16 protein-coding genes, 2 tRNA genes and 4 pseudogenes are annotated in these 20,994 nt (G+C 30.8%); 18 read left to right on the top strand and 4 right to left on the bottom strand.

Annotated features, from left to right (window positions below):
* Positions 1 to 3 precede the first annotated feature (3 nt).
* From IPK06_05645 to IPK06_05610, 8 genes are all read left to right on the top strand, one after another.
* Complete coding sequence (locus IPK06_05645) at positions 4 to 759, top strand: dihydroorotate dehydrogenase electron transfer subunit (protein ID MBK7979475.1); 756 nt, start codon at positions 4 to 6, stop codon at positions 757 to 759.
* Positions 756 to 1,676: a dihydroorotate dehydrogenase gene (locus IPK06_05640; GenBank protein MBK7979474.1), complete on the top strand. Its 921-nt coding sequence runs from the start codon at positions 756 to 758 to the stop codon at positions 1,674 to 1,676. The genes IPK06_05645 and IPK06_05640 overlap by 4 nt, the downstream gene beginning before the upstream one ends.
* Entirely contained in the window at positions 1,673 to 2,935 is a 1,263-nt protein-coding gene (locus IPK06_05635; GenBank protein ID MBK7979473.1) for a bifunctional folylpolyglutamate synthase/dihydrofolate synthase, read from the top strand. Before IPK06_05640 ends, IPK06_05635 begins: the two co-directional genes overlap by 4 nt.
* Before the next feature lie 159 nt (positions 2,936 to 3,094).
* A complete protein-coding gene (gene rho / locus IPK06_05630; protein ID MBK7979472.1) occupies positions 3,095 to 4,342 on the top strand; it encodes a transcription termination factor Rho in 1,248 nt (415 codons plus the stop codon).
* 600 nt (positions 4,343 to 4,942) lie between these two features.
* A complete protein-coding gene (locus tag IPK06_05625) occupies positions 4,943 to 5,638 on the top strand; it encodes a GWxTD domain-containing protein (GenBank protein MBK7979471.1) in 696 nt (231 codons plus the stop codon).
* A 2-nt stretch (positions 5,639 to 5,640) separates the two neighbouring features.
* Entirely contained in the window at positions 5,641 to 6,606 is a 966-nt protein-coding gene (gene pdxA, locus IPK06_05620) for a 4-hydroxythreonine-4-phosphate dehydrogenase PdxA (protein MBK7979470.1), read from the top strand.
* Positions 6,607 to 6,613: 7 nt separating this feature from the next.
* Positions 6,614 to 7,336, top strand: coding sequence for a methyltransferase domain-containing protein (locus IPK06_05615; GenBank protein MBK7979469.1), 723 nt, complete (start codon positions 6,614 to 6,616; stop codon positions 7,334 to 7,336).
* On the top strand, positions 7,336 to 8,013 hold the full coding sequence (locus tag IPK06_05610) for an ATP-binding cassette domain-containing protein (protein ID MBK7979468.1): 678 nt from the start codon (positions 7,336 to 7,338) through the stop codon (positions 8,011 to 8,013). Before IPK06_05615 ends, IPK06_05610 begins: the two co-directional genes overlap by 1 nt.
* On the opposite strand, the gene IPK06_05605 is transcribed toward IPK06_05610, so the two are convergent.
* The 4 genes from IPK06_05605 to IPK06_05590 all read right to left on the bottom strand — a co-directional run bounded on the left by IPK06_05605 (position 8,010) and on the right by IPK06_05590 (position 9,248).
* Positions 8,010 to 8,534 (bottom strand): nucleoside monophosphate kinase, encoded by a 525-nt coding sequence (locus IPK06_05605; GenBank protein MBK7979467.1) that lies wholly within the window; start codon positions 8,532 to 8,534, stop codon positions 8,010 to 8,012. The two genes, IPK06_05610 and IPK06_05605, sit on opposite strands and share 4 nt — an antisense overlap.
* Entirely contained in the window at positions 8,477 to 8,659 is a 183-nt protein-coding gene (locus IPK06_05600; protein ID MBK7979466.1) for a nucleoside monophosphate kinase, read from the bottom strand. The genes IPK06_05605 and IPK06_05600 overlap by 58 nt, the downstream gene beginning before the upstream one ends.
* A 27-nt stretch (positions 8,660 to 8,686) precedes the next feature.
* A complete protein-coding gene (locus tag IPK06_05595) occupies positions 8,687 to 9,124 on the bottom strand; it encodes a nucleoside deaminase (protein MBK7979465.1) in 438 nt (145 codons plus the stop codon).
* Positions 9,125 to 9,174: 50 nt separating this feature from the next.
* Positions 9,175 to 9,248: transfer RNA gene (locus IPK06_05590), tRNA-Arg, on the bottom strand.
* Positions 9,249 to 9,384: 136 nt separating this feature from the next.
* On the opposite strand from IPK06_05590, the gene IPK06_05585 reads away from it, so the two are divergent.
* The 10 genes and pseudogenes from IPK06_05585 to IPK06_05540 all read left to right on the top strand — a co-directional run bounded on the left by IPK06_05585 (position 9,385) and on the right by IPK06_05540 (position 20,993).
* Positions 9,385 to 9,789, top strand: a complete 405-nt coding sequence (locus IPK06_05585; protein MBK7979464.1) for an SET domain-containing protein-lysine N-methyltransferase — start codon at positions 9,385 to 9,387, stop codon at positions 9,787 to 9,789.
* A gap of 49 nt (positions 9,790 to 9,838) precedes the next feature.
* A tRNA-Arg gene (locus tag IPK06_05580) sits at positions 9,839 to 9,912 on the top strand.
* Positions 9,913 to 10,577: 665 nt separating this feature from the next.
* Positions 10,578 to 12,157 (top strand): annotated as a pseudogene (locus IPK06_05575) (solute:sodium symporter family transporter).
* A 267-nt stretch (positions 12,158 to 12,424) separates the two neighbouring features.
* Entirely contained in the window at positions 12,425 to 13,183 is a 759-nt protein-coding gene (locus tag IPK06_05570) for a right-handed parallel beta-helix repeat-containing protein (GenBank protein ID MBK7979463.1), read from the top strand.
* A gap of 188 nt (positions 13,184 to 13,371) precedes the next feature.
* Entirely contained in the window at positions 13,372 to 13,752 is a 381-nt protein-coding gene (locus IPK06_05565) for a hypothetical protein (protein MBK7979462.1), read from the top strand.
* Positions 13,753 to 13,755: 3 nt separating this feature from the next.
* Positions 13,756 to 14,864: pseudogene (locus IPK06_05560) on the top strand (PKD domain-containing protein).
* Between the two features lie 50 nt (positions 14,865 to 14,914).
* Positions 14,915 to 16,257: pseudogene (locus tag IPK06_05555) on the top strand (PD40 domain-containing protein).
* A gap of 61 nt (positions 16,258 to 16,318) precedes the next feature.
* Positions 16,319 to 17,347, top strand: a complete 1,029-nt coding sequence (locus tag IPK06_05550; protein ID MBK7979461.1) for a metallophosphoesterase family protein — start codon at positions 16,319 to 16,321, stop codon at positions 17,345 to 17,347.
* Between the two features lie 815 nt (positions 17,348 to 18,162).
* Positions 18,163 to 19,962 carry a T9SS type A sorting domain-containing protein gene (locus IPK06_05545; GenBank protein MBK7979460.1) on the top strand — a complete coding sequence of 600 codons (1,800 nt, stop codon included), beginning with the start codon at positions 18,163 to 18,165 and terminating at the stop codon, positions 19,960 to 19,962.
* A gap of 21 nt (positions 19,963 to 19,983) precedes the next feature.
* A pseudogene (locus IPK06_05540) lies at positions 19,984 to 20,993 on the top strand (cellulase family glycosylhydrolase).
* Position 20,994: the final 1 nt, after the last annotated feature.

The following is a 20,994-nucleotide window of genomic DNA, read 5'->3' as shown; positions in this document are numbered from 1 at the left end:
TTTGTGTTCATAGAAGATTTTAAGATTTGTTCTAATGTTGAAATTGCTGAAAATACATTTGTAATTGGAGTTGAATCAGATAAAACATTTGATTATTTAAAACCCGGCCAATTTTTTAACATTCAAGTTAACGAAAATTACTTCCCTCTGTTGCGAAGGCCTTTCAGCATTTCTGATGTAAATGGAAATAAAATTTTCTTTATGTATAAGCTAGTTGGTGAAGGCACAACAATTTTATCCCAGAAAAAATCCGGAGAAAAAATAAATTTACTTGGTCCGCTTGGAAATAGTTTTGATCATAGCGGAGATATTGAAAATTTAATTATGCTCGGAGGAGGAATTGGAATAGCTCCCTTTCCGTTTTTAATTAAACATATCACAAATCAAAATTATAAAGTTTTGTTTGGGATAAGATCCAAAAATGAAGCGCATGATTATGGTTTGAAAAATGTATTATTTTCATCTGAAGACGGCACAATTGGTAAAAAGGGGAATGTTATTGATTTACTTGACGATGAGTTGAAAAAAATAAATTCTGGAAAAACAAAAATTTTTGCATGCGGACCTAACGCGATGTTTAGAGCTCTTCAGAATTATTTGAAAGATAAAAACATTGCTTGTGAAGTTTCAATGGAATCATCAATGGCTTGCGGATTTGGAATTTGTCAAGGCTGCCCAATTGAACATAACAACTCGGAATCATTTAAACTGATTTGTAAAGATGGTCCAATTTTCAATATAAATGACATTAAAATATGAATGAAATAGATTTATCCGTCAATGTCGGTCCGTTAAAGTTAAAAAACCCTATTATGCTTGCGTCAGGTACAGTTGGATATGGTAATGAGATATCTGAATTTACTGATTTAAGTAAGATCGGCGCGATAATAACAAAATCAATTTCATTACAACCAAGAAAAGGAAATCTGCCCCAAAGAATAACTGAAACACCTTCTGGAATGTTAAACGCGATAGGTTTGGCAAACGTCGGCGTTGAAGAATTTATCAAAACAAAAATACCGTTTCTTGAAAATTTAAATTCTACATTGATTTGCAACATTGCCGCAAGTTCAATTGAAGAATATGTTGAATGTGTTGGAATTCTGGAATCACAAAAAGCAATTAAAGGATATGAAATTAATGTTTCATGTCCAAATGTTAGAGAAGGTGGATTAATTTTCGGCAATGATATAAACATGGTTGGAAAAATTACTGAAAAAGTCAGAGAGAAAACCGACAAACCGATAATTATAAAACTTTCGCCTAATACTTCAAATATTTCGGAATTTGCCTTGGTTGTTAAAAAGGAAGGCGGCGACGCGGTATCCGCGATAAACACATTGGTTGGAACTTCCTTTAATATTTATACAAGAAAACCAAAAATTAAAAATATAACCGGCGGTTTATCCGGTCCGGCAATTAAACCTGTAGCGCTTGCAAAAGTTTTAGAGATAAGCAGAAATGTTGATATTCCAATAATTGGAATTGGCGGAATTATGAATTGGAAAGACGCGGTTGAATTTATGATTGTTGGTGCTTCGGCATTTCAATTGGGAACAGTGAATTTTGTAAATCCAAAAGCAAGTTTGGAAATTATTGACGGACTAATTAATTACTGTAAACAAACCTCATTAGATAAAATATCGGATTTAATATCTTCACGCGTACTTGAATGAACATTGATTTAGCATTAGAAAAAATTTACTCACTCAAACAGTTTCACGTAAAATTAGGTTTGGAAAAAACTTTGTGTCTTTTGGATCATATTGGTAATCCGCAGAATAATTTTAATTCTATTCATGTTGCCGGGTCAAACGGAAAGGGAAGCACTTGTTCTTTTGCCGCAAGTATTTTACAAGAGTGCGGTTATAAAGTCGGTTTATATACTTCGCCTCATTTTATTAAATTTAACGAAAGAATTAGAATAAACGGTAAGGAAATAAGCGACGATGAAGTTTTAAAATTCCTTAACAAGAATAAAAATTATATTGATAAAGAACAGCCCACTTTTTTTGAAATTACAACCGCCTTGGCGTTCAAATACTTTGCGGATCAAAAGGTTGATTACGCAGTTATTGAAACCGGACTTGGCGGAAGATTGGATTCAACAAATGTACTTAATCCGCTGATCTCTGTAATTACAAGTATCAGTCTGGAACACACAAATATTTTAGGTAAGACAATTGAAAAAATTGCTTTTGAAAAAGCGGGAATTGTTAAAAACAAAACAAAAGTAATAGTTGGAAAAATACCAAATGCCGCGTTAACCGTAATCTCAAAAGTTGCGGATGAAAAAAAATCAGAGTTGATAGAAATTAAAAATGAGATTAAAGTCTATAAGAATTATTTTAAATTAAGAATGAATGACGAATTTGTAAAATTTGAGATTAAAAACTTATCCGGTGTTCATCAATATTATAACGCGGGTTTAGCAATTAAAAGTTTAGAAAAAATTATTCCTCATTTGGACTTTAAATTAATTCAGCTCGGTCTCGATAATGTAATTGTAAACTCCGGTTTACAATGCAGATATGAAAGGTTTTCTCAAATTCCTCAAGTTATATTTGATTCAGCTCACAATATTGAAGGCATTAAATCTTTCATAAAGCAATTTAAAAAAGAATTTTTAAGATTTAAAAACATAAAATTGATTTATGGTGCGTTAAATGATAAAAATAACAGTCGAATGTTATCTTTATTGAAACCATATTTTGATAAAATAATAATTACCAAAGTAAATAATGAGCGCGGTGAAAAGACAGAACATCTTTTAGCAATTACCAAATTGTTAAAGATTACTGCTGCTGTGAAGAATGATCCGGAAGAAATAATCTTCAATTTTATAAATTCAAAAGCAAACAAAGATAACTGTCTTGTTGTACTAGGCAGTATGTATCTTCTTGGTGAAATAAAATTGAAACTTCTAAAAAAATAACTTGATTTTATGGTATAATAAATTTTATTTTTGGATGTACCTCTTGGTCCATTCAGTTAATTCATAATTAAATAATTCATAAATTTTTTCAAAAACCCCAAAATAAATCTTGTCAAAAAAAATTTCATGTTAAAACAAAATTAGTAGGTTCTTATGCCAATGGATATTTCCACCCTAAAGTCAAAAAAAATCGTTGACTTACTTCAAATTGCGAAGGAATATAGTTTAACCGGCGTTAACGATTTAAGAAAACAAGAATTAATATTTAAAATACTTGAAGCGCAGACAAAAAAGGACGGATTAACGTTCTCTCAAGGTGTGCTTGAAGTATTAGCCGACGGATATGGATTTTTAAGATCTTCAGATTATAATTATTTACCTTCGCCGGATGACATTTATGTTTCACCATCTCAAATAAAAAGATTTAGTTTAAGAACGGGAGATCATGTAAGCGGTCAAGTTCGTCCTCCAAAAGAAGGTGAAAGATTCTTCGCTTTGTTAAGAGTTGAAGCCGTTAATGGCAAAGATCCCGAAGAAATTAGAGGCAGAACATTATTTGATAACTTAACTCCGCTTTATCCTACAAAAAGAATTAAGCTTGAATCCGCGCCCGGTGAATATTCAATGAGGATTATGGATCTATTAGCTCCAACCGGAAAAGGTCAAAGAGGATTAATCGTTTCGCCGCCCAAAACCGGTAAAACAGTTTTACTTCAGAAAATCGCGAACTCTATCACAAGAAACAATCCCGAAGTTAAATTAATTATGCTGCTTATAGATGAACGTCCGGAAGAAGTAACTGATATGCAGAGATCAGTTCAGGCAGAAGTAATAAGTTCAACATTTGACGAACCGCCGGAAAGACACGTTCAAGTTGCAAATATGGTTATTGAAAAAGCTAAAAGAATGGTTGAAGCAGGCGATGACGTTGTAATTTTATTAGACAGTATCACAAGACTTGCTAGAGCGCATAATACAACTCAGCCGCACAGCGGAAGAATATTATCCGGTGGTGTTGATTCCAATGCTCTGCATAAACCAAAAAGATTTTTTGGCGCCGCAAGAAACATTGAAGACGGCGGAAGTTTAACAATTCTCGCTACTGCGCTTATTGATACGGGAAGCAGAATGGATGAAGTAATTTTTGAAGAATTCAAAGGAACCGGAAACTTGGAAATAGTATTGGATCGCGCTTTATCCGATAGAAGAATTTTCCCTGCTTTCGATGTTAATAAATCCGGAACCAGAAAAGAAGAATTGCTTATGAAAGAAGAGGAATTAAATAAGGTGTGGATTTTAAGAAAACTTTTAAGTAATTATGATACGATAGAAGCAATGGACTTTTTATTAGATAAAATGCGCGGTACAAAAAACAATAAAGAGTTTTTGCAAAGTATGAATAGCTAATTTTTATTTGAAACTATTTTATTTTCTAAAGGTAGAAATAGAAAAATTAGGAAAAAATTGAATTACAAAATTTTAGTGATAATTCTGCTGTCGGCATTTCTATTATTCGCTCAAGAAAAAGAAAAGAGTATACCGGTTTTTCTTGAACATCATTCAATTTTAGTTAATGATTCGCAAAAAGAAATTCTGACTTATAGAATTCCTTATGACATTCTGCTTTTTACAAAATTAAATGAAAGTTATGAAGCAAAATTTTCATTGTCGGTAGAATTTTATGATTCAACGCTGTTTATTTTGCGTGAAATTAAATCCTCAACTGTTACAACAAATGATTACGAATTGACCAAGAATAATTCTGTTTATTGTCAAGATATAATAGAATTTGATATGATACCCGGAAAATATAATTTAAATGCAAATTTACTTATTGAGGGAGTTGATGGTCAATTCGAGTTGCCTCCATATAAAATTAATGTTGAAAACTTAGTAAGTAAAAAAGTTAGTCCGCCTTTCTTTGTAGAAAAAAATAACTCAAACAAAGATGAAATCAGCTTAGTTAATTTTTCAAATTCTATACCTCTTTCACCGAATAATTTTGAAATGATTGTATGCGTTAATGATACAACAATTAGCAGCTTAAAGTATTCAATAAATAAAGCAGAAAAAGTAATTTTACAAGATTCTTCAAATGATTATTTCGATGGAACAATAAACATCGTAAATAATAACAACTCATTTTTAATTAAAGAGAATAAAGAGAAAAAAGCTCAAAGGATATTTACAATTTCAAATTTTTCAAATCTTTTAGTTGAAGGAAAATATGAGATTGAATTTTCTTTGAAAAACGAAAAATCTAAATACCCGATTGAAGTTGTGTGGATAAATAAACCAAAGGTATTGTACAATCCTGAGTATGCCATAAAACTAATAAGCTACATTGATGATGATGAAGTGGTAAAGGATTTGCTCTTTAGAGATGAGGAAAAATATTATGAAGGATTATTCGATTACTGGAATATTAAATATCCAACAAACGGAACAAAGTTTAATTTTGCTATGAATGAATATTACACTCGTGCCGATTATGCAATTGAAAATTTTTCGTCCTTAAATTCTATTGACGGGGCTGAAACAGATAGAGGCAGAATTTACATAACTTACGGAAAGCCGAGTTCAGTTGAAAGAAATTATTCAGAAAAAAATGAGATAATGGAAATTTGGCATTATGAAAAAATAAGCAGAGATTATATATTCAAAGATACAAGCGGAACAGGTAAATTTAGTTTAGTTCGTTGAATATGAGAAAATTTGCATTTACATGCGGCGATGTTAATGGAATTGGTCCTGAAATTGTAATAAAAACAATTAATAAAATCCCGTCGAAAAATCATTCCCAAATAGTATTTATTTGTCCCAAAAATATTTTTAATGAAACATTAAAAATTGTTTCACCTAAATTCAATTTTCATTTTTCTAAAAATCTAAAAGAAGAAAACTCAAATGATATTTTGATTTATGATTTAGGAAATTCAAATCAAAATTACGGCAAACCAACTGCAGCTTCCGGAAAAATAGGTTTTAGATCAATATTAAGTGCGTGTAATTTTGCAAAGGATGGAAAAGTTAACACAATAATTACAGCACCCATTTCAAAATATGCCTTACATAAAGCAAAAATTAATTTCCCCGGACATACAGAATTATTAGCAGATTATTTCGGTGTTTCCAAATACGCAATGATGTTTTTAAGTAAAAAGATGAAAGCGGGATTAGTAACTATACATATTCCTATAAATAAAATATCAAAAAATATTACATCACATAAACTTCAAGAAAAATTCGATGTAATTTATAACAGTATGATTAAAGATTTTAAAATTTTGAATCCTAAGATTGCTTTATTGGGCTTAAATCCGCACGCCGGCGAAAACGGCGAGATTGGAACAGAGGAAATTAAAATTATTAATCCATTTATAAAAAAAAACAAAGTTGTATTTGGACCTTTCGTTCCGGACGCATTTTTCGGAAATAATTTATATAAAAAATTCGACGTAACAATTGGGTTATATCATGATCAAATTTTAATTCCTTTTAAACTTATGAATTTCAACGAAGGAGTTAATTTTACCGCCGGATTGCCAATAATTAGAACCTCGCCAGATCACGGAACAGCATTTGATATTGCAGGAAAGGGAATTGCTGATCCAAATAGTATGCTGCAGTCATTTAAAATTGCCGAGTTTATATCCAAAAATAGAAAATGAAATATTAATGAATGTAAGACCTTATACTTATTTCTCTGAACTTTACAGTTTTTTAATGAAATCCATAGATTATCCGTTTTGGTCAAATTATATTAAGGAAATTCACGAAACAATTGGAAATAAAAATGATGTCGCGCTTGAATTGGCATCGGGAAACTGTAAATTATCAGAAGAGTTAAAATCGCAATTTAGAAAACTTTATGTTACGGATATCTCACTTCAAATGCTTCAGAAAAACTTAACACTAACCAATAAAATTTGTTGTGACATGGTTTATCTGCCGTTCAAAATTAAATTCGATTTCATTTACTCAACTTTTGATTCTATAAATTATCTTGCAGATGAAGTTCATTTGAATAAATTTTTTAATAACATCGGCAAGTTTATTTCAAAAAAAGGATTTTTTGTTTTTGACGTTAGTCTTAAAAAAAACAGTCTAAAGCATCTTAAAAAATTGAATAGAAAAGGAGAGTATAACAATATTAAATTTGAACAGATCAGTACTTTTGATAAAAAGACGATGATACATTCAAATATCATTAATTTTGAATTAGAAGACGGTAAAAAATTTTCTGAAGTTCATAATCAAAAAATTTACGATTTTTATTATTATTTTGACGTTATTGATTCCAATAATTTATTAGTTGTGGAATGTTTTGACGCATTCGATTTTAAAAATGGTTCACCGGATTCGGAAAGAATTCAATTTATTGTAAAAAGGAAAAAATAATGCTAACATTTACCGATGTTGAATTTAAATACGCAAATCAATCTGTATTTAACAACTTAAACTTATCATTAAATGAAAAAGATTTTGCTTTTTTAATCGGTAAAAGCGGAGTCGGCAAATCAACATTACTGCAGTTAGTTTATATGGACATTATGCCGCAAGCCGGATATGTTCAGGTAGGAGAATTTAGTTCAGATACAATTAAACCAAGTCAACTTCCGAAATTAAGAAAAAAACTTGGGATTGTTTTTCAAGATTTTAAACTGCTTGAAGATCGGAATGTTTATAATAATTTGGCTTTTGTATTACATGTTACCGGCACTCCGAGAAAACTGATAAAAGATAAAATAATGTATGCGTTAAAATCAGTGGGACTTGAACACAAATATAAAAATATGCCTAATCAATTATCCGGAGGAGAGCAGCAAAGAATAGCAATTGCCAGAGCAATAATTAACGAACCTAAATTAATTTTGGCAGATGAACCAACGGGAAACTTAGATCCAAAAACATCAGATGAAATAATGGTAATTTTAAAAAACATTAATGATAAAGGAACCGCGATTCTTTTCGCGACTCACAATTATGATTTGGTAAAAAAGAATGATGCCAAAATATTTAAAATTGAAGATGGAAAAGCAATTAAAGTTAAATTAAGATCAACGCCAGAAATTTAACTTATACATTCTAAAATTCTTTTAGTGATCTCATCTACGGATAAAGTTCCGTCAATTTTATGAACTATAGTATTCTTTTCAAAAAAATCTAATACCGGACTTGTTGCATTGTGAAAAATATTAAGTCTGTTTTTTATTACGTCAACTTCATCATCTTTACGTTTAATTAGACTATTTTTACTTCCGCAATTCGGGCAAACAGAGTCATCTTCTAGTAAATCAAGATTAACAATTGTTTTACAAATTTTGCAGGTTCTTCTTTGTGTAAGTCTGTTAATAATTATTTCATCATCAGCTTCAAGACTAATTATTTCAACCTTATCATCTGAAATTTTTTCAATAATGGGTTGCAGAATTTCAGCTTGTTTTACAGTCCTTGGAAATCCGTCTAAAATAAATCCATTTTTACATCTATCTTCATTTAAAACTTCTTCAACTAATTTAACCATTATATCATCCGGCACTAATTCGCCTTTATCGGTAAACTTTTTGCTTCTAATCCCAGCGTATTTTCTTTGCATATAGCGTCTCTTAAAATATCACCCGTAGAAATATGCGGAATATTTAACTTTGAGGAAATTATTGCGGCTTGAGTTCCTTTGCCGACACCAGGAGCGCCAAAAAATATTAACATTCTCTTTTTCATAAATTCCTCCAATAATACAAAAAATATTTAATTTACCTTTCTTTTTTTAATGAAAAACGATTGAATTAGATTTTGGCTTTCTTCGGCATAAATTCCTGAATAGACATTAATATTATTTGGAAATTTATTTTCCGCGAGCAAATTATACACTGATCCCGCTGCTCCAAATTTTGGTTCAAACGCTCCAAAATATACATTTTTAATACGTGATAATAAGATTGCTCCTGTACACATTAAACATGGTTCAAGAGTGATGAAAATGCTGCATTCATCAAGAAATTTTTCTTTTAAGTAATTTGATGCCGCTGTTATAGCGATCATTTCGGCATGTGCAGTAGAATCATTGAGAGATTCCATTTGGTTATGACCGCGTCCGATAATTTTATTTTGATAGACAACTACCGCTCCAACCGGAACTTCATCTTTTTCAAATGCTAACTCTGCTTGCTGTAAAGCAGAGAACATAAATCTATATATGTCTTCAGAAAAAATAAATTGTAATAAAATTAAATTAGTACGCCCGGAAGGATTTGAACCCTCAACCCTCTGATCCGAAGTCAGATGCTCTATCCAGTTGAGCTACGGACGCTTAAAAATAATAACACACAAATATATTATTTAAATTAGGATTAAAAAAGTAAGTTAAATGAATAATTTTTTAAATCTCTTAACTTATTTGTAATATAAAAAATTATTAAATTTACCGACCATTTATCAAGGATATAATGAAAAGTTTAGACAAAGGCTGGGAAGATAAATTTGTAATAAAAAAAAGTAAAATTAAAGGTGCCGGAAAAGGTGTATTCGCAACAAAAGAAATTAAAAAAGGCGAGCACATAGGTTACTATACCGGAAAAGCGATTAAAGCAAAACAATTAGATAAAGAACCTTATATTTCTTCTTTATTTATTCTTCAAATCACAAAAAATCATTTTATTTATGGAGAAGGCAAAGAATCAAATTTTGTCAGTTTTATTAATCATTCCAATAAACCCAATGCGGAATTGATTGTTTCCACAAGATGGAAAACCGGACGAATTGCCGCCATACGAAAAATAAAACCCGGTGAGGAAATATTTTATAATTATTCTGACGGATACTGGAAAGCACTTGAAAAAACTCCGGGTTGATAAGTTTTTTATCTTCAAAAATTTTTTTGTATATTTGAGTTTGCTAATTGCACCCGTAGCTCAATTGGATAGAGCGTCTGACTACGGATCAGAAGGTTTGGGGTTCGACTCCCTACGGGTGTACTTCTAAAGCCTTGTAATTAAATCAGTTATGAGGTTTTTTTTATTTTTTAATAAATCTATTAATTTAATTATTCCTACGTTTATAATACTATTTAATTAAATCTTCTAACCCATTTCTGTTTTCTCGAGTATATCTTTGTGTCTTATCAACTCAGAAAAGTTTACTGAATTTATTTTTTCTTTTAAATAATCGATTTGGGACTTACATAATGTCCTTTTGTAATTTCAATGTTGATATGATTCACTAGCTCAAGCACGTTACATAAATCAACATTGTTATTAGGTAAATAGCTCGCGAAATTATCGCGCAAATTGTATAGTGAATATTTTCTGTTAATTAATTTATCAAGAAATAATTTATTCATGTCTCTGTTGAAAAAACCAAGACTATCAACACTTTTATACCCTATTATCAAACCAGATTTTTTATAATATTAATATATATATATATTAATATTATAAAATATAATCTTAAATAAATATTGAAATATAAATAATACTAAGTTATTAATTAGCTATTTCAATAAAATTTCTCGCCTAATTGCATTACAAAAATAAATTCTTCTTCCGCCTAATTTTCATTAAAAATTATTTATTTTATATTAAGTTTTATAATTTATAAATAAATTTAATAAAGTATATTCTAAATTAATTTTTATGGTCATATGTCATTTCTAAACATCTTATCATTTATCGGTTTTACTGCACTAGTTGCATTCTTTTCATGGTTTAAAATTAGAAAGGAAAATTAGATACCGAAGACGGCTACTTTTAGGCGGTAGAAGTCTTACCGAATTATTATTGCCGGATCTATGCTGCTTACAAACATTTCTACTGAACATCTTATTGGAATGAATGGTTCGGCATATAAAAACGGAATAATAATAATTGCATGGGAAGTTACATCAGCTCTGGCCTTAATAGCAGCGGCTGTTTATTTTGTCCCAAAATACTTGAAAATGGGAATTACTACCATTCCTCAATTTCTCGAAAAAAGATATGATAGCGCGACACGAACACTTGTTGCTTTATTTCTAATGATTTCATTTGTAGTTACATTGCTGCCAATTGTACTTTATACCGGAGCAATAAATTTAGAAAGTATTTTTAACATTTCGGAAAGTTTAAATATTTCTAAACAAAACGCACTATGGTATACAATAATTGCTATTGGCGTTGTCGGTTCTGTTTATGCCATATTTGGCGGACTAAAAGCTGTTGCGGTATCGGATACAATAAACGGTTATGGTTTGTTAATTGGTGGTTTAGCCATACCTTTATTAGCTTTGTACGGAATTGGCAATGGTAATATTTTTTACAGGTTTAACTAAAGTTTATGAATATTGTCCTGAAAAATTTAATGTTATTGGTTCACGCGATTCAGTATTACCGTTTGAAGTTCTATTTACAGGGATGATAATTAATCAATTATATTTTTGGAGTATGAATCAAACAATAATCCAACGCATTTGGTGCAAAGAATTTGGTTGAAGCTCAAAAGGGACTGCTTTTTACCGGAGTTTTAAAAATATTAATACCTATTATAATAATTTTGCCAGGTGTAATTGCTTATTACTATTGGGATAACTCATTTTATGGAAACCAAGATATTATATATCCGGAACTGATTAAAAAAGTTTTGCCGAAAAGTTTGATTGGCGCATTTGCAGCTGTTGTAATGGGCGCAATTCTTAGCACATTTTAACAGTGTACTTAACAGTGCCGCAACAATATTTAGTATAGATGTTTATAAAAATACATTAATGCTAACAGCTCGGATAAAAAAGTAGTAAGAATCGGTAAAATTACCTCAACAATTTTAGCAGTTTTTTCTATAATTGCAGCGCCTTTTGTAGCCGATGCTCCTGAAGGATTATATCAATTACTTCAGCAATTAAATGGCATATTTTTTATTCCAATTGCGTCTATTATTATTGCCGGATTTTTATTAAAAAATATCCGCGGCAGGAGCAAAAACAGCCTTATTTTTGGATTAGCTTTTTACTTAACAACTACTTTTGTATTAAAATTGAATATTCATTTCGTACATATTTGGGGAATAGAGTTTTTACTTAATCTGCTGATTATGTTTATAGTTTCGCATTTTTACCCTAATGAAAACGAATTTACAATTGGAAATTCTCAAATACTTGATATGACCGAATGGAAATACACTAAGTTAATGTCTATTATTTTATGCATAATTACTATAGCTATTTATATAATTTTAGGCAAAAGTTATTAAGAAAAATTCTTTCTTAAATCATTATTTTATGGCTTATTTTTAATTGATAAGTAGAGCTAAAAATGGATTTCTTATGCTCATAAAATATATATATTCTCGACATTTAAATCTTCAAAATTATTCTTTCAACAATGATATTATTTTAAGAATAAAATCAGATAAGAATAATATCTTTCCAATATATCGTAACTCAATAAATTCTTTTTTAATTTTTTGATGTTGTCAATTAATAATTTTCTTTCAACAAATTTATACGCATATCAGAATATGAAATCAGTGAGAACATTTAATGTATTAGATTACGGATCAAAAGGTGACGGAATTGAATTAGATACAAAAGCATTTCAAAAAGCAATAGATGAAGCTGAAAAAATAGGGAATGGTTCAATTGTTCTTGTACCGCAAAACCATAAATATTTAATTGGCACTATTTATCTTAAAAGTGGAATAGATTTTCATTTGCAGGGAAACGCGGAACTGATAGTTAGCAATAATAAAGATGATTATTCCGGCGAGGCTGCAATTGTAGCGAGTGGCGCATATAATTTGGTAATTTCCGGAAGCGGCAGCATAAATGGGCGTTCAATGGAATTTATGTCGCATTACGATTCTGAAAACGAATGGTGGATACCAAAAGAATGGAGACCAAAATTATTCATTTTAACTAAATGCTATGATCTGAAAATCAGTGAAATTACAATTAACAATGCGCCGCTTTGGAGCTTACACATGTTGGGCTGTGAAAATGTTTTAATTGACGGAATTAAAATTTACAATGATCTTGATGTCCCAAATTGTGATGGTATTGATCCCGACCATTGCAGAAATGTTGAAATTAGAAATTGTAAAATTAAGTGCGGAGATGATGCCATTGTTGTTAAAGCAACTCGGCAGAATGAAGATTACGGACCATCAGCAAACATTTGGATTCATGATTGTGAACTTGAAACTCAAGATTCCGGGCTTAAAATTGGTACTGAAACTACACGTGATATTTTTAATATAATTTTGAACGATGTAAAATAAAGAGCAGTTGCAGAGGACTTACAATTCAATTAAGAGACGAAGGAAATGTTCATAATATAATCTTCAAAGAAATTACTTTTACATCGCAATATTATTCTGCTCCTTGGTGGGGAAGAGGCGAAGCAATTTCTATAACTGCTATTCCAAGAACAAATGAAACAAAAATAGGAAAAATCAGCAATGTTGAATTGACAAATATTAATGGCACTTCTGAAAATAGCGTTAGAATTAATGGGACAAAGGAAAGCATTATAGAAAACATTTTGTTAAATAATGTTCAAATTACTTTAAATCGATGGACAAAATATCCGGGAAATATTTTTGACAATAGACCGACGAAAGTTTATACCGATATTGAAGTGCATGAAAATCCGGGAATTTATATTCGGTTTTGCGAACAAATCATATTAAAAAACTGCAGTATAAAATGGGGAAATAATTTACCAGAATATTTTACAAATGCTTTAAATGCACATGACGTAAAAAATCTTAAAATTGAAAATTTTTCAGGTGAATCAGCTCATCCTAAAAAATACAAATCAATAATAATTGATGAAATCAAAAATTAAAATATGAATAATAAAATAGTTCAAATTGATTTTAATAAAGTTAATTATTGTGTTAACATTATTTTACTTCTTTTACTCTGCGGTTCAATCACAAATATTTTTACACAAGAAAATCGCAGCTTTAAAATTTTTCAATTCCCTCACGATAAAATTCCTAGAATTGACGGAGATACTGAAGATTGGAATATCGTTCCCGAAAGTTACGCAATCGGCATGGATCAAATGTGGGAAGATAGTGGAAAGCAGACAAAGTCAGATAATAAAAATTTAGATATAAAGGTTAAAGTCGGTTGGGTTAAAGGTATGGATTGCCTTTATTTTCTATACGAAGCTTATGACAATTATTGGGATTTTTCCTTACCTGGATTACAAAACGATACTTTTGAACTTGTAATTGATGGAGATCAATCGGGAGGTCCATTTATTGATAGATTTCACCCGAATAAAGATTTAAAAATAATGGATGCCTACTTTTCATTTCACGGAGTACATGCGCAAAATTATCATATATTTACACCATCTGAAGGCAAAGACTGGACATTGGTTTGGGGAAGTCAACCTTGGATTAAAGAATTACCATACGCAAATTCAGTATGTAAATATAATTTTAAACCCGGTGATGCAAGTTAACTTTAGAATTTTGGATAACTCCATTTGATTATGCTGGAAATGATCCTTCTCGAGCTGTTAAAACTATACTTAAAGAAAATAAGAATTTAGGAATTTGCTGGGCAGTAATAGATTATGATGATGTTAATAAAAATGAAAATAATGGTTTTGGAATTTATCCAAAGAACATACAATGTATGGAAATGCATCTTATCTTCTGCCGTTTAAGCTTATGCCTTTGGAAGAAAAATTTAAAGAAAAGATAAAAGCTGACTGGTCATTTTAAAGTTTTAGATATGAACAAAAGGCTAGTTGCTTTTTCGGATAATTCTGAAGGTAAAATAACTAATTGGAAATGGGAATTTGGTGACGGTAGTTTTTCAGTTGAGCAAAATCCTATACACCAATATAAGGATGAAGGGAAATATGTTGTTGTCCTTTGGATTGAAGGACCTGATGGCAATTCCCATCTTTCAAAAGTGTGGGATGTAGCGTTAAAATAATTAAAACTTTTGTGCTATTTTAAAAATATAATATCCATTTTGGTGGGATAATGAAACGAAAAAATAAAATTTTAATTTTTACAGTTTTTGTATTATTTATTTTTATTGGTGATTGTTTAGCCCAAATCGGCAAACGATTTCCTTCAGAAAAAAAAATTGTTAAAGATCCTATTACCGGCGTGGATTTGACATTTTTAACAAGCACTCCGGCAGGAGATTCGAAAATTTATCAAACCCATAACCAATGGACATCAGACGGTAAATGGCTAATATTTATGTCAAATAGAGTTTTGAATGAAGTTATGGCGGTTAATGAAGAAACCGGAGATATTGTTCAAGTGACTGAAGTCGGATTTATCAGACGATTAAATGTTGCAAGAAAATGAATAAAACTTTATTTATTGAGAATATCACTGAAAAATAAAACATGCGTGAAATTGTTGAAGTAGATTTGGAAAAACTTTTTAAGGATTGTTACTCAAATAATTTAAAAAATGCAGAAAAATATCAAAGAATATGCGGTGTGCCCCCAATTGAATATGAAGCAAGCGGCGAACTTGCTTTGGACGGTGACGAAAAATGGGTTTGGTTTTCTGTTGGTAAAATGAAGCTAAGAAACATTTACCAATAGATTCAAAAATCGAAAATAACTTTGGTCCAAGAAATATGGGTGCAGGTCCAGGCGGAATCGCGGGAATGAATATTGAAACAGGGGAAATTAAATATGTAGTTTCAGTTCCATTTCAAATTGGACATATTCAGACAAATCCATGGGTACCAGGACAAATAATTTTCTGCTGGGAAACTGGTGGAAAAGCGCCGCAGAGAACTTGGTTTGTAAATTCTGACGGAACAGGGTTAAGACCGCTTTATCCTGAATCGGAATATGAGTGGGTGACTCACGAAGCAGTTATAACTAAAGATGAAGTTGCCTTTGCAATAATGGGACACAGAAAAATACCTGGAACATTAAATAATGTAGCTGCCGGAACAGATGTGAAAGGCGCAAATCCCGGTCAGGAAGTTGAATGGGGACCTTGCGGTACAAGAGAGAAGCCTACAGGATTGGGTATCGTAAATATTGAAACCAGAGAAATGTGTATCGCCGGACAGATTCCATATGGCAGCGGATTTTGGCATGTAACAGGATCGGCAGACGGAAGATTTGCAGCAGGAGATAACTTTGATAGAGAAATATATTTAATAAATAGAAAAACAAATGAAATGATGCTGTTATCAGCCGGGCATAAAAAATACGGCTCAAGATCATCCACATCCAACTTTCAGTCCAGATGGAACAAAAATACAAATCCAGTCAGCAATGTTATCCGAAGATAATAAATCAATGAACATTTGTATTATTCCAGTTCCACAAACTTGGCTGGAAAATTAAAATGAATCATTAAATATTTTTCAATAAAATTTTTAGCACATATATTATTCCTGGGGTTATAATGAATTCAAATAAGCCGATAACTAAAAAACTTTCATCATTGTTTTTTTATAATTTTGTTGCTGTAAGTGTTTTATTATTAAATGTAAATGCGCAAAATATGATCAATCTAAAATTTGATAAATTTGAGAAATTTAAAATTGTTCAATTTACCGATATTCATTTTGATATAGAAAATGAGACTGAAAGTGACAGCGTACTAAATAATATGACAAATATAATTGTTCAGGAAAATCCTGGATTGGTTGTCTTAACGGGCGATATTGTTACATCAAAACCTGTTGAAAAAGCTTGGGAAAAAGTAACTGAACCAATGAGGAAAAAGAAAATACCTTGGGCTGTTGCTTTCGGCAATCACGATCATGAATATGGACTTACAAACAAAGAAATAATGGAATATTTGACAACCTTGCCTTTTAATTATTCTGAAGCCGGTCCTTCAGATATTTCTGGAATTGGAAATTACATTATAGAAATAAAATCGTCGAATTCAAAGGATGTAAAAGCTATTCTTTATTTTTTTGATTCAAATGCATATACAGAGGAAGGTGACAAAGCGGAATTAGGTGATTACGATTGGATTAAATTTGATCAAATAAATTGGTATAGAGAAGTCAGTAAAAGATATACAAAATTAAATGATAATCAACCCTTGCCCGCTTTGGCTTTTTTTCATATTCCGCTGCCGGAATATGATTTGATAAAAAAAAATCCAACCACAATAGGTGATAGAGACGAGCAAGTTTGTTCGCCAAAAATAAATTCCGGATTGTATAATGCATTTTTGGAATTCAAAGATGTTATGGGAATGTTTGTCGGACATGATCACAATAATAATTATATTGGAACTTTAAACAATATTTGTCTTGCTTACGGTTGTAAAACGGGTAAAAACTCATATGGAGATTTGGAAAAAGGAGCTAGAGTGATTGTTCTTTTTGAAGGTGAAAGAAAATTTAATACATGGATAAATACGATAAATGAAAAATCTAAAAACTTTGTAACATTTCCGGATTCATTTGAGAAGTAAATATTTTTGGAACTATTATTTTCTTATAAAAAAAAATCTTACTAAAGTGAATTTAAACTTAGAAAAAAAATTGACTTAATTTTTTTTGAAATGAACTAAGCCAAATAAACTAAATCAAAGAATAACTTTAGTTTGAATAAAACATAGTTAATGATTTGGGCTTTTGTATGAAAATAAAATTAATTTAATTTAACTAATAACAAACTTAAGTTACCAATTAGATTTGTTTAGGCACCATTTTTGAAATTTTCATCCCCAAATTTTCTAATTATTTGTTTGATTCAAATTACATTTTTATCATTTTAATAATATGTTTATTACAATGATATTTCATCGCAATTCGAATTGACAATAAAAGTCGAATAAATAACATTTTGCAATATTTAACCCATATATTAGTGGCACATTATGTGATTTATCAAAATAAAAATCTTGGATAATATGAAAAACAAACTTATCTCATTATATATCCTAATAATCTTTTACAATCAAACTTTGCGCAAAATAAAATTCATTATAATGATCAAGACTTATTTCTCAGCGGAACAAATTTAGCTTGGATCAGTTTCGCAAATGACGTTGGAAAAGGAAATTACAATATTGAAGAATTTTCGGATGTCCTGCTTCAAATTCATGAGAACGGCGGAAATTCTTTAAGGTGGTGGATTCATACAAACGGAAATGCCTCGCCAAAATTTGACGCTTTAGGAAATGTAATTGGTCCTGGAAATTATACAATTCAAGATATTAAAAAAGTCTTAGATCTTGCGTGGGAAAGGGAAGTCGGTGTAATTTTATGTTTATGGTCTTTTGATATGCTCAGATCAAATTTAAATACCGAAATGCTGAATAGAAATATTTTACTTTTAACAGATACAGTTTACACTAATAAATATATAAAAAATGCTTTAATTCCAATGGTTGATTCTTTGAAAAATCATCCGGCAATTATTGCTTGGGAAATTTTTAATGAACCTGAAGGAATGAGTAATGAATTTGGCTGGTCGGATATTGAACACGTGCCGATGGCGGATATTCAAAGATTTATTAATCTAACTTCTGGTGCAATACATAGAACGGATAGTTTGGCTAAAGTTACCAATGGATGCTGGAGTATTCAAGCAATGACAGATGTTCCGACAATAAGTCTGCAAAAATTTTCTGACTCGGAACTAAATGAAATTAGAGACGAAATTAATTCAAAGTACAATTTCAATTTATCAGCCGAAAGTGTTTTCGAACATCTTCAAAAAATTTCTTTAAAACAAAATTATAATTATTATTCAGATAATAGACTTATTGAATCGGGCGGTGATGAAAAGGGAATATTAGATTTTTATTCTGTTCATTATTACGATTGGGCTGGAACAACTCTTTCTCCTTTTCATAATTCAAATGATTTTTGGCAATTGGATAAACCATTGGTCATCGCAGAATTCCATATGAAAAATACATTAGGCAAAGCCAAATCGGATCTTTATAGAATATTGATTGAAAATAATTATGCTGGAGCGTTGGCTTGGTCTTGGACAGACAATGCGGTAACTCAAGTTAACGACATTCTTTCGGGTTTACTTTCAATATGGGATAATTACAGATCCAGTGTTGATATTTTAGGCATCGGAGGCGACTGGCCGAAAGTAAGTTTAGTTTCTCCTTTGGATAATTCAAAATATGAGGATACATCAAGTGTTTTAATTAAAATTGATGCTAGCGACGCCGACGGTACAATTCAATTAGTGGAAATTTTTGTTAACGATACTATAAAAATTGCCGAACTATATGAAAGTCCATATGAATTTAATTGGATTCCTTCAGAGTTTGGAAATTTCAACATTCACGCGGTCGCGACTGATAATAACGAACATAAAAGAAAATCAAACGTAGTTAAAATTGTTTATGGAGAACCGCCATTTACAAGATTAGAAGCGGAAGTTGTTACAATTCCTACATCCGGATTAGCAATAAAAAGCGATATAACCGCCAGCGGCGGTGCGTATACTGAAATGCGTCAAACTACTGCAAAAATTACTTGGAAGATAAATAATGTTAAAACAGCCGGTAATTATGAAATAAAATTCGGTTATCGTCTTTCTTTTGATACGCCTAAAGGGCAATATGTAAATGTAAACGGAACAAGAATTACCGAAATTATGTTTGAAGGCGTTGTAAATAAATGGCTTGAAGTTTCTTTATTTGTCGATCTTAGTGAAGGAAATAATACATTAGAGATTGAACCTTCCTGGGGTTGGATGGATATCGATTATATTGCGATTCCAAATGATATAATTACAAACATTAAAATTGATGAAAAAATAAATAATGAATTTTATTTAGCTCAAAATTATCCCAATCCATTTAATCCTGTAACCACTATTAAATATTTTGTCCCGGAAAACGCAGTTGGCGTAAATTCAAATAAGGCATTTTCTCATATAAAATTAAATGTTTATGATATTTTGGGCAGGGAAACAGCCGTTTTAGTTAATGAAAATCAAAAGCCCGGAGTTTACAAGATATTATTTAATGCATCAAACTTTTCAAGCGGAATTTATTTTTATAAACTTCAAATTGATAAATTAATATTTTCAAGAAAAATGATTCTTTTAAAATAAGTTTTGCTAAATGAGGGAAATATGAAATCAAAAATTTTCATAATTATTGTTACAATTTTAATTTCTAATTCAAAATGCGGCGCGCAAATGAACAACATTTTATCCTTAGTCAAAGTAGATGGTAAAAATTTTGTAGATGAAAACGGCAATCCAATCATCTTTAGAGGAGTTTCAATTTCGGATCCCGATAAACTTCAAAAAGAACACATGTGGAATAAAAATATATTTGAGGAATTAAAAAAATGGAATGTCAATATTATAAGAATTCCGGTGCATCCAAGTTCTTGGCGTGAACAAGGCGAAGAAAAATATTTAGCGTTGATGGATGAAGCAATACATTGGGCAACTGATTTGGGTATTTACATAATTATTGATTGGCATTCTATAGGTAACTTGCGTACTGAATTATTTCAGCATCCTATGTATAACACGACGAAAACAGAAACATTAAGATTTTGGAAAACAATTGCGGCTAAATATATCGGAAATTCAACTGTCGCATTTTATGAATTATTCAACGAACCTACAACATATAATGGAACGTTAGGAAAAATTTCTTGGCAGCAGCATAAAGAATTAATGGAAGAAATTATTGGAATTATTTATGCTCACGATACGACAAAAATACCTCTTGTAGCCGGCTTTAATTGGGCTTATGAATTAAACGAAATTGAATTTGAACCGATTGCTTTTTCAAATGTAGCTTACGTTACACATCCATATCCGCAAAAAGAGAAAAACCTTGGGAGGAAAAATGGGAAAAAGATTGGGGATTTGCGGCTGATCGTTATCCAGTGATTGCTACTGAACTTGGTTTTATGAGTGCTGATGGTTTAGGTGCGCATAATCCGGTTATTGCGGATGAAGAATATGGAGAGCGAATAATTGATTATTTTAATAAAAAAGGAATATCCTGGGTGGCATGGGTTTTTGATCCAAAATGGTCGCCGCAAATGATTGAGAATTGGGATTTTGAGCCAACAATGCAAGGCAAATTCTTTAAGAAAAAAATGATGGAGTTAAATAAGTAAA

Source organism: Ignavibacteriota bacterium, from assembly GCA_016713565.1.
Classification (GTDB): domain Bacteria; phylum Bacteroidota; class Ignavibacteria; order Ignavibacteriales; family Melioribacteraceae.
This window is presented reverse-complemented; position numbering and strand designations above follow the sequence as displayed.

Bases quoted from the DNA above. Each gene is read 5' to 3' on its own strand.
- IPK06_05640 (MBK7979474.1), top strand. From the start codon at position 756: ATGAATGAAATAGATTTATCCGTCAATGTCGGTCCGTTAAAGTTAAAA.
- IPK06_05635 (MBK7979473.1), top strand. From the start codon at position 1,673: ATGAACATTGATTTAGCATTAGAAAAAATTTACTCACTCAAACAGTTT.
- rho (MBK7979472.1), top strand. From the start codon at position 3,095: ATGGATATTTCCACCCTAAAGTCAAAAAAAATCGTTGACTTACTTCAA.
- IPK06_05625 (MBK7979471.1), top strand. From the start codon at position 4,943: ATGATTGTATGCGTTAATGATACAACAATTAGCAGCTTAAAGTATTCA.
- pdxA (MBK7979470.1), top strand. From the start codon at position 5,641: ATGAGAAAATTTGCATTTACATGCGGCGATGTTAATGGAATTGGTCCT.
- IPK06_05615 (MBK7979469.1), top strand. From the start codon at position 6,614: ATGAATGTAAGACCTTATACTTATTTCTCTGAACTTTACAGTTTTTTA.
- IPK06_05610 (MBK7979468.1), top strand. From the start codon at position 7,336: ATGCTAACATTTACCGATGTTGAATTTAAATACGCAAATCAATCTGTA.
- IPK06_05605 (MBK7979467.1), bottom strand. From the start codon at position 8,534: ATGCAAAGAAAATACGCTGGGATTAGAAGCAAAAAGTTTACCGATAAA.
- IPK06_05600 (MBK7979466.1), bottom strand. From the start codon at position 8,659: ATGAAAAAGAGAATGTTAATATTTTTTGGCGCTCCTGGTGTCGGCAAA.
- IPK06_05595 (MBK7979465.1), bottom strand. From the start codon at position 9,124: ATGTTCTCTGCTTTACAGCAAGCAGAGTTAGCATTTGAAAAAGATGAA.
- IPK06_05585 (MBK7979464.1), top strand. From the start codon at position 9,385: ATGAAAAGTTTAGACAAAGGCTGGGAAGATAAATTTGTAATAAAAAAA.
- IPK06_05570 (MBK7979463.1), top strand. From the start codon at position 12,425: ATGAAATCAGTGAGAACATTTAATGTATTAGATTACGGATCAAAAGGT.
- IPK06_05550 (MBK7979461.1), top strand. From the start codon at position 16,319: ATGAATTCAAATAAGCCGATAACTAAAAAACTTTCATCATTGTTTTTT.
- IPK06_05545 (MBK7979460.1), top strand. From the start codon at position 18,163: ATGCTCAGATCAAATTTAAATACCGAAATGCTGAATAGAAATATTTTA.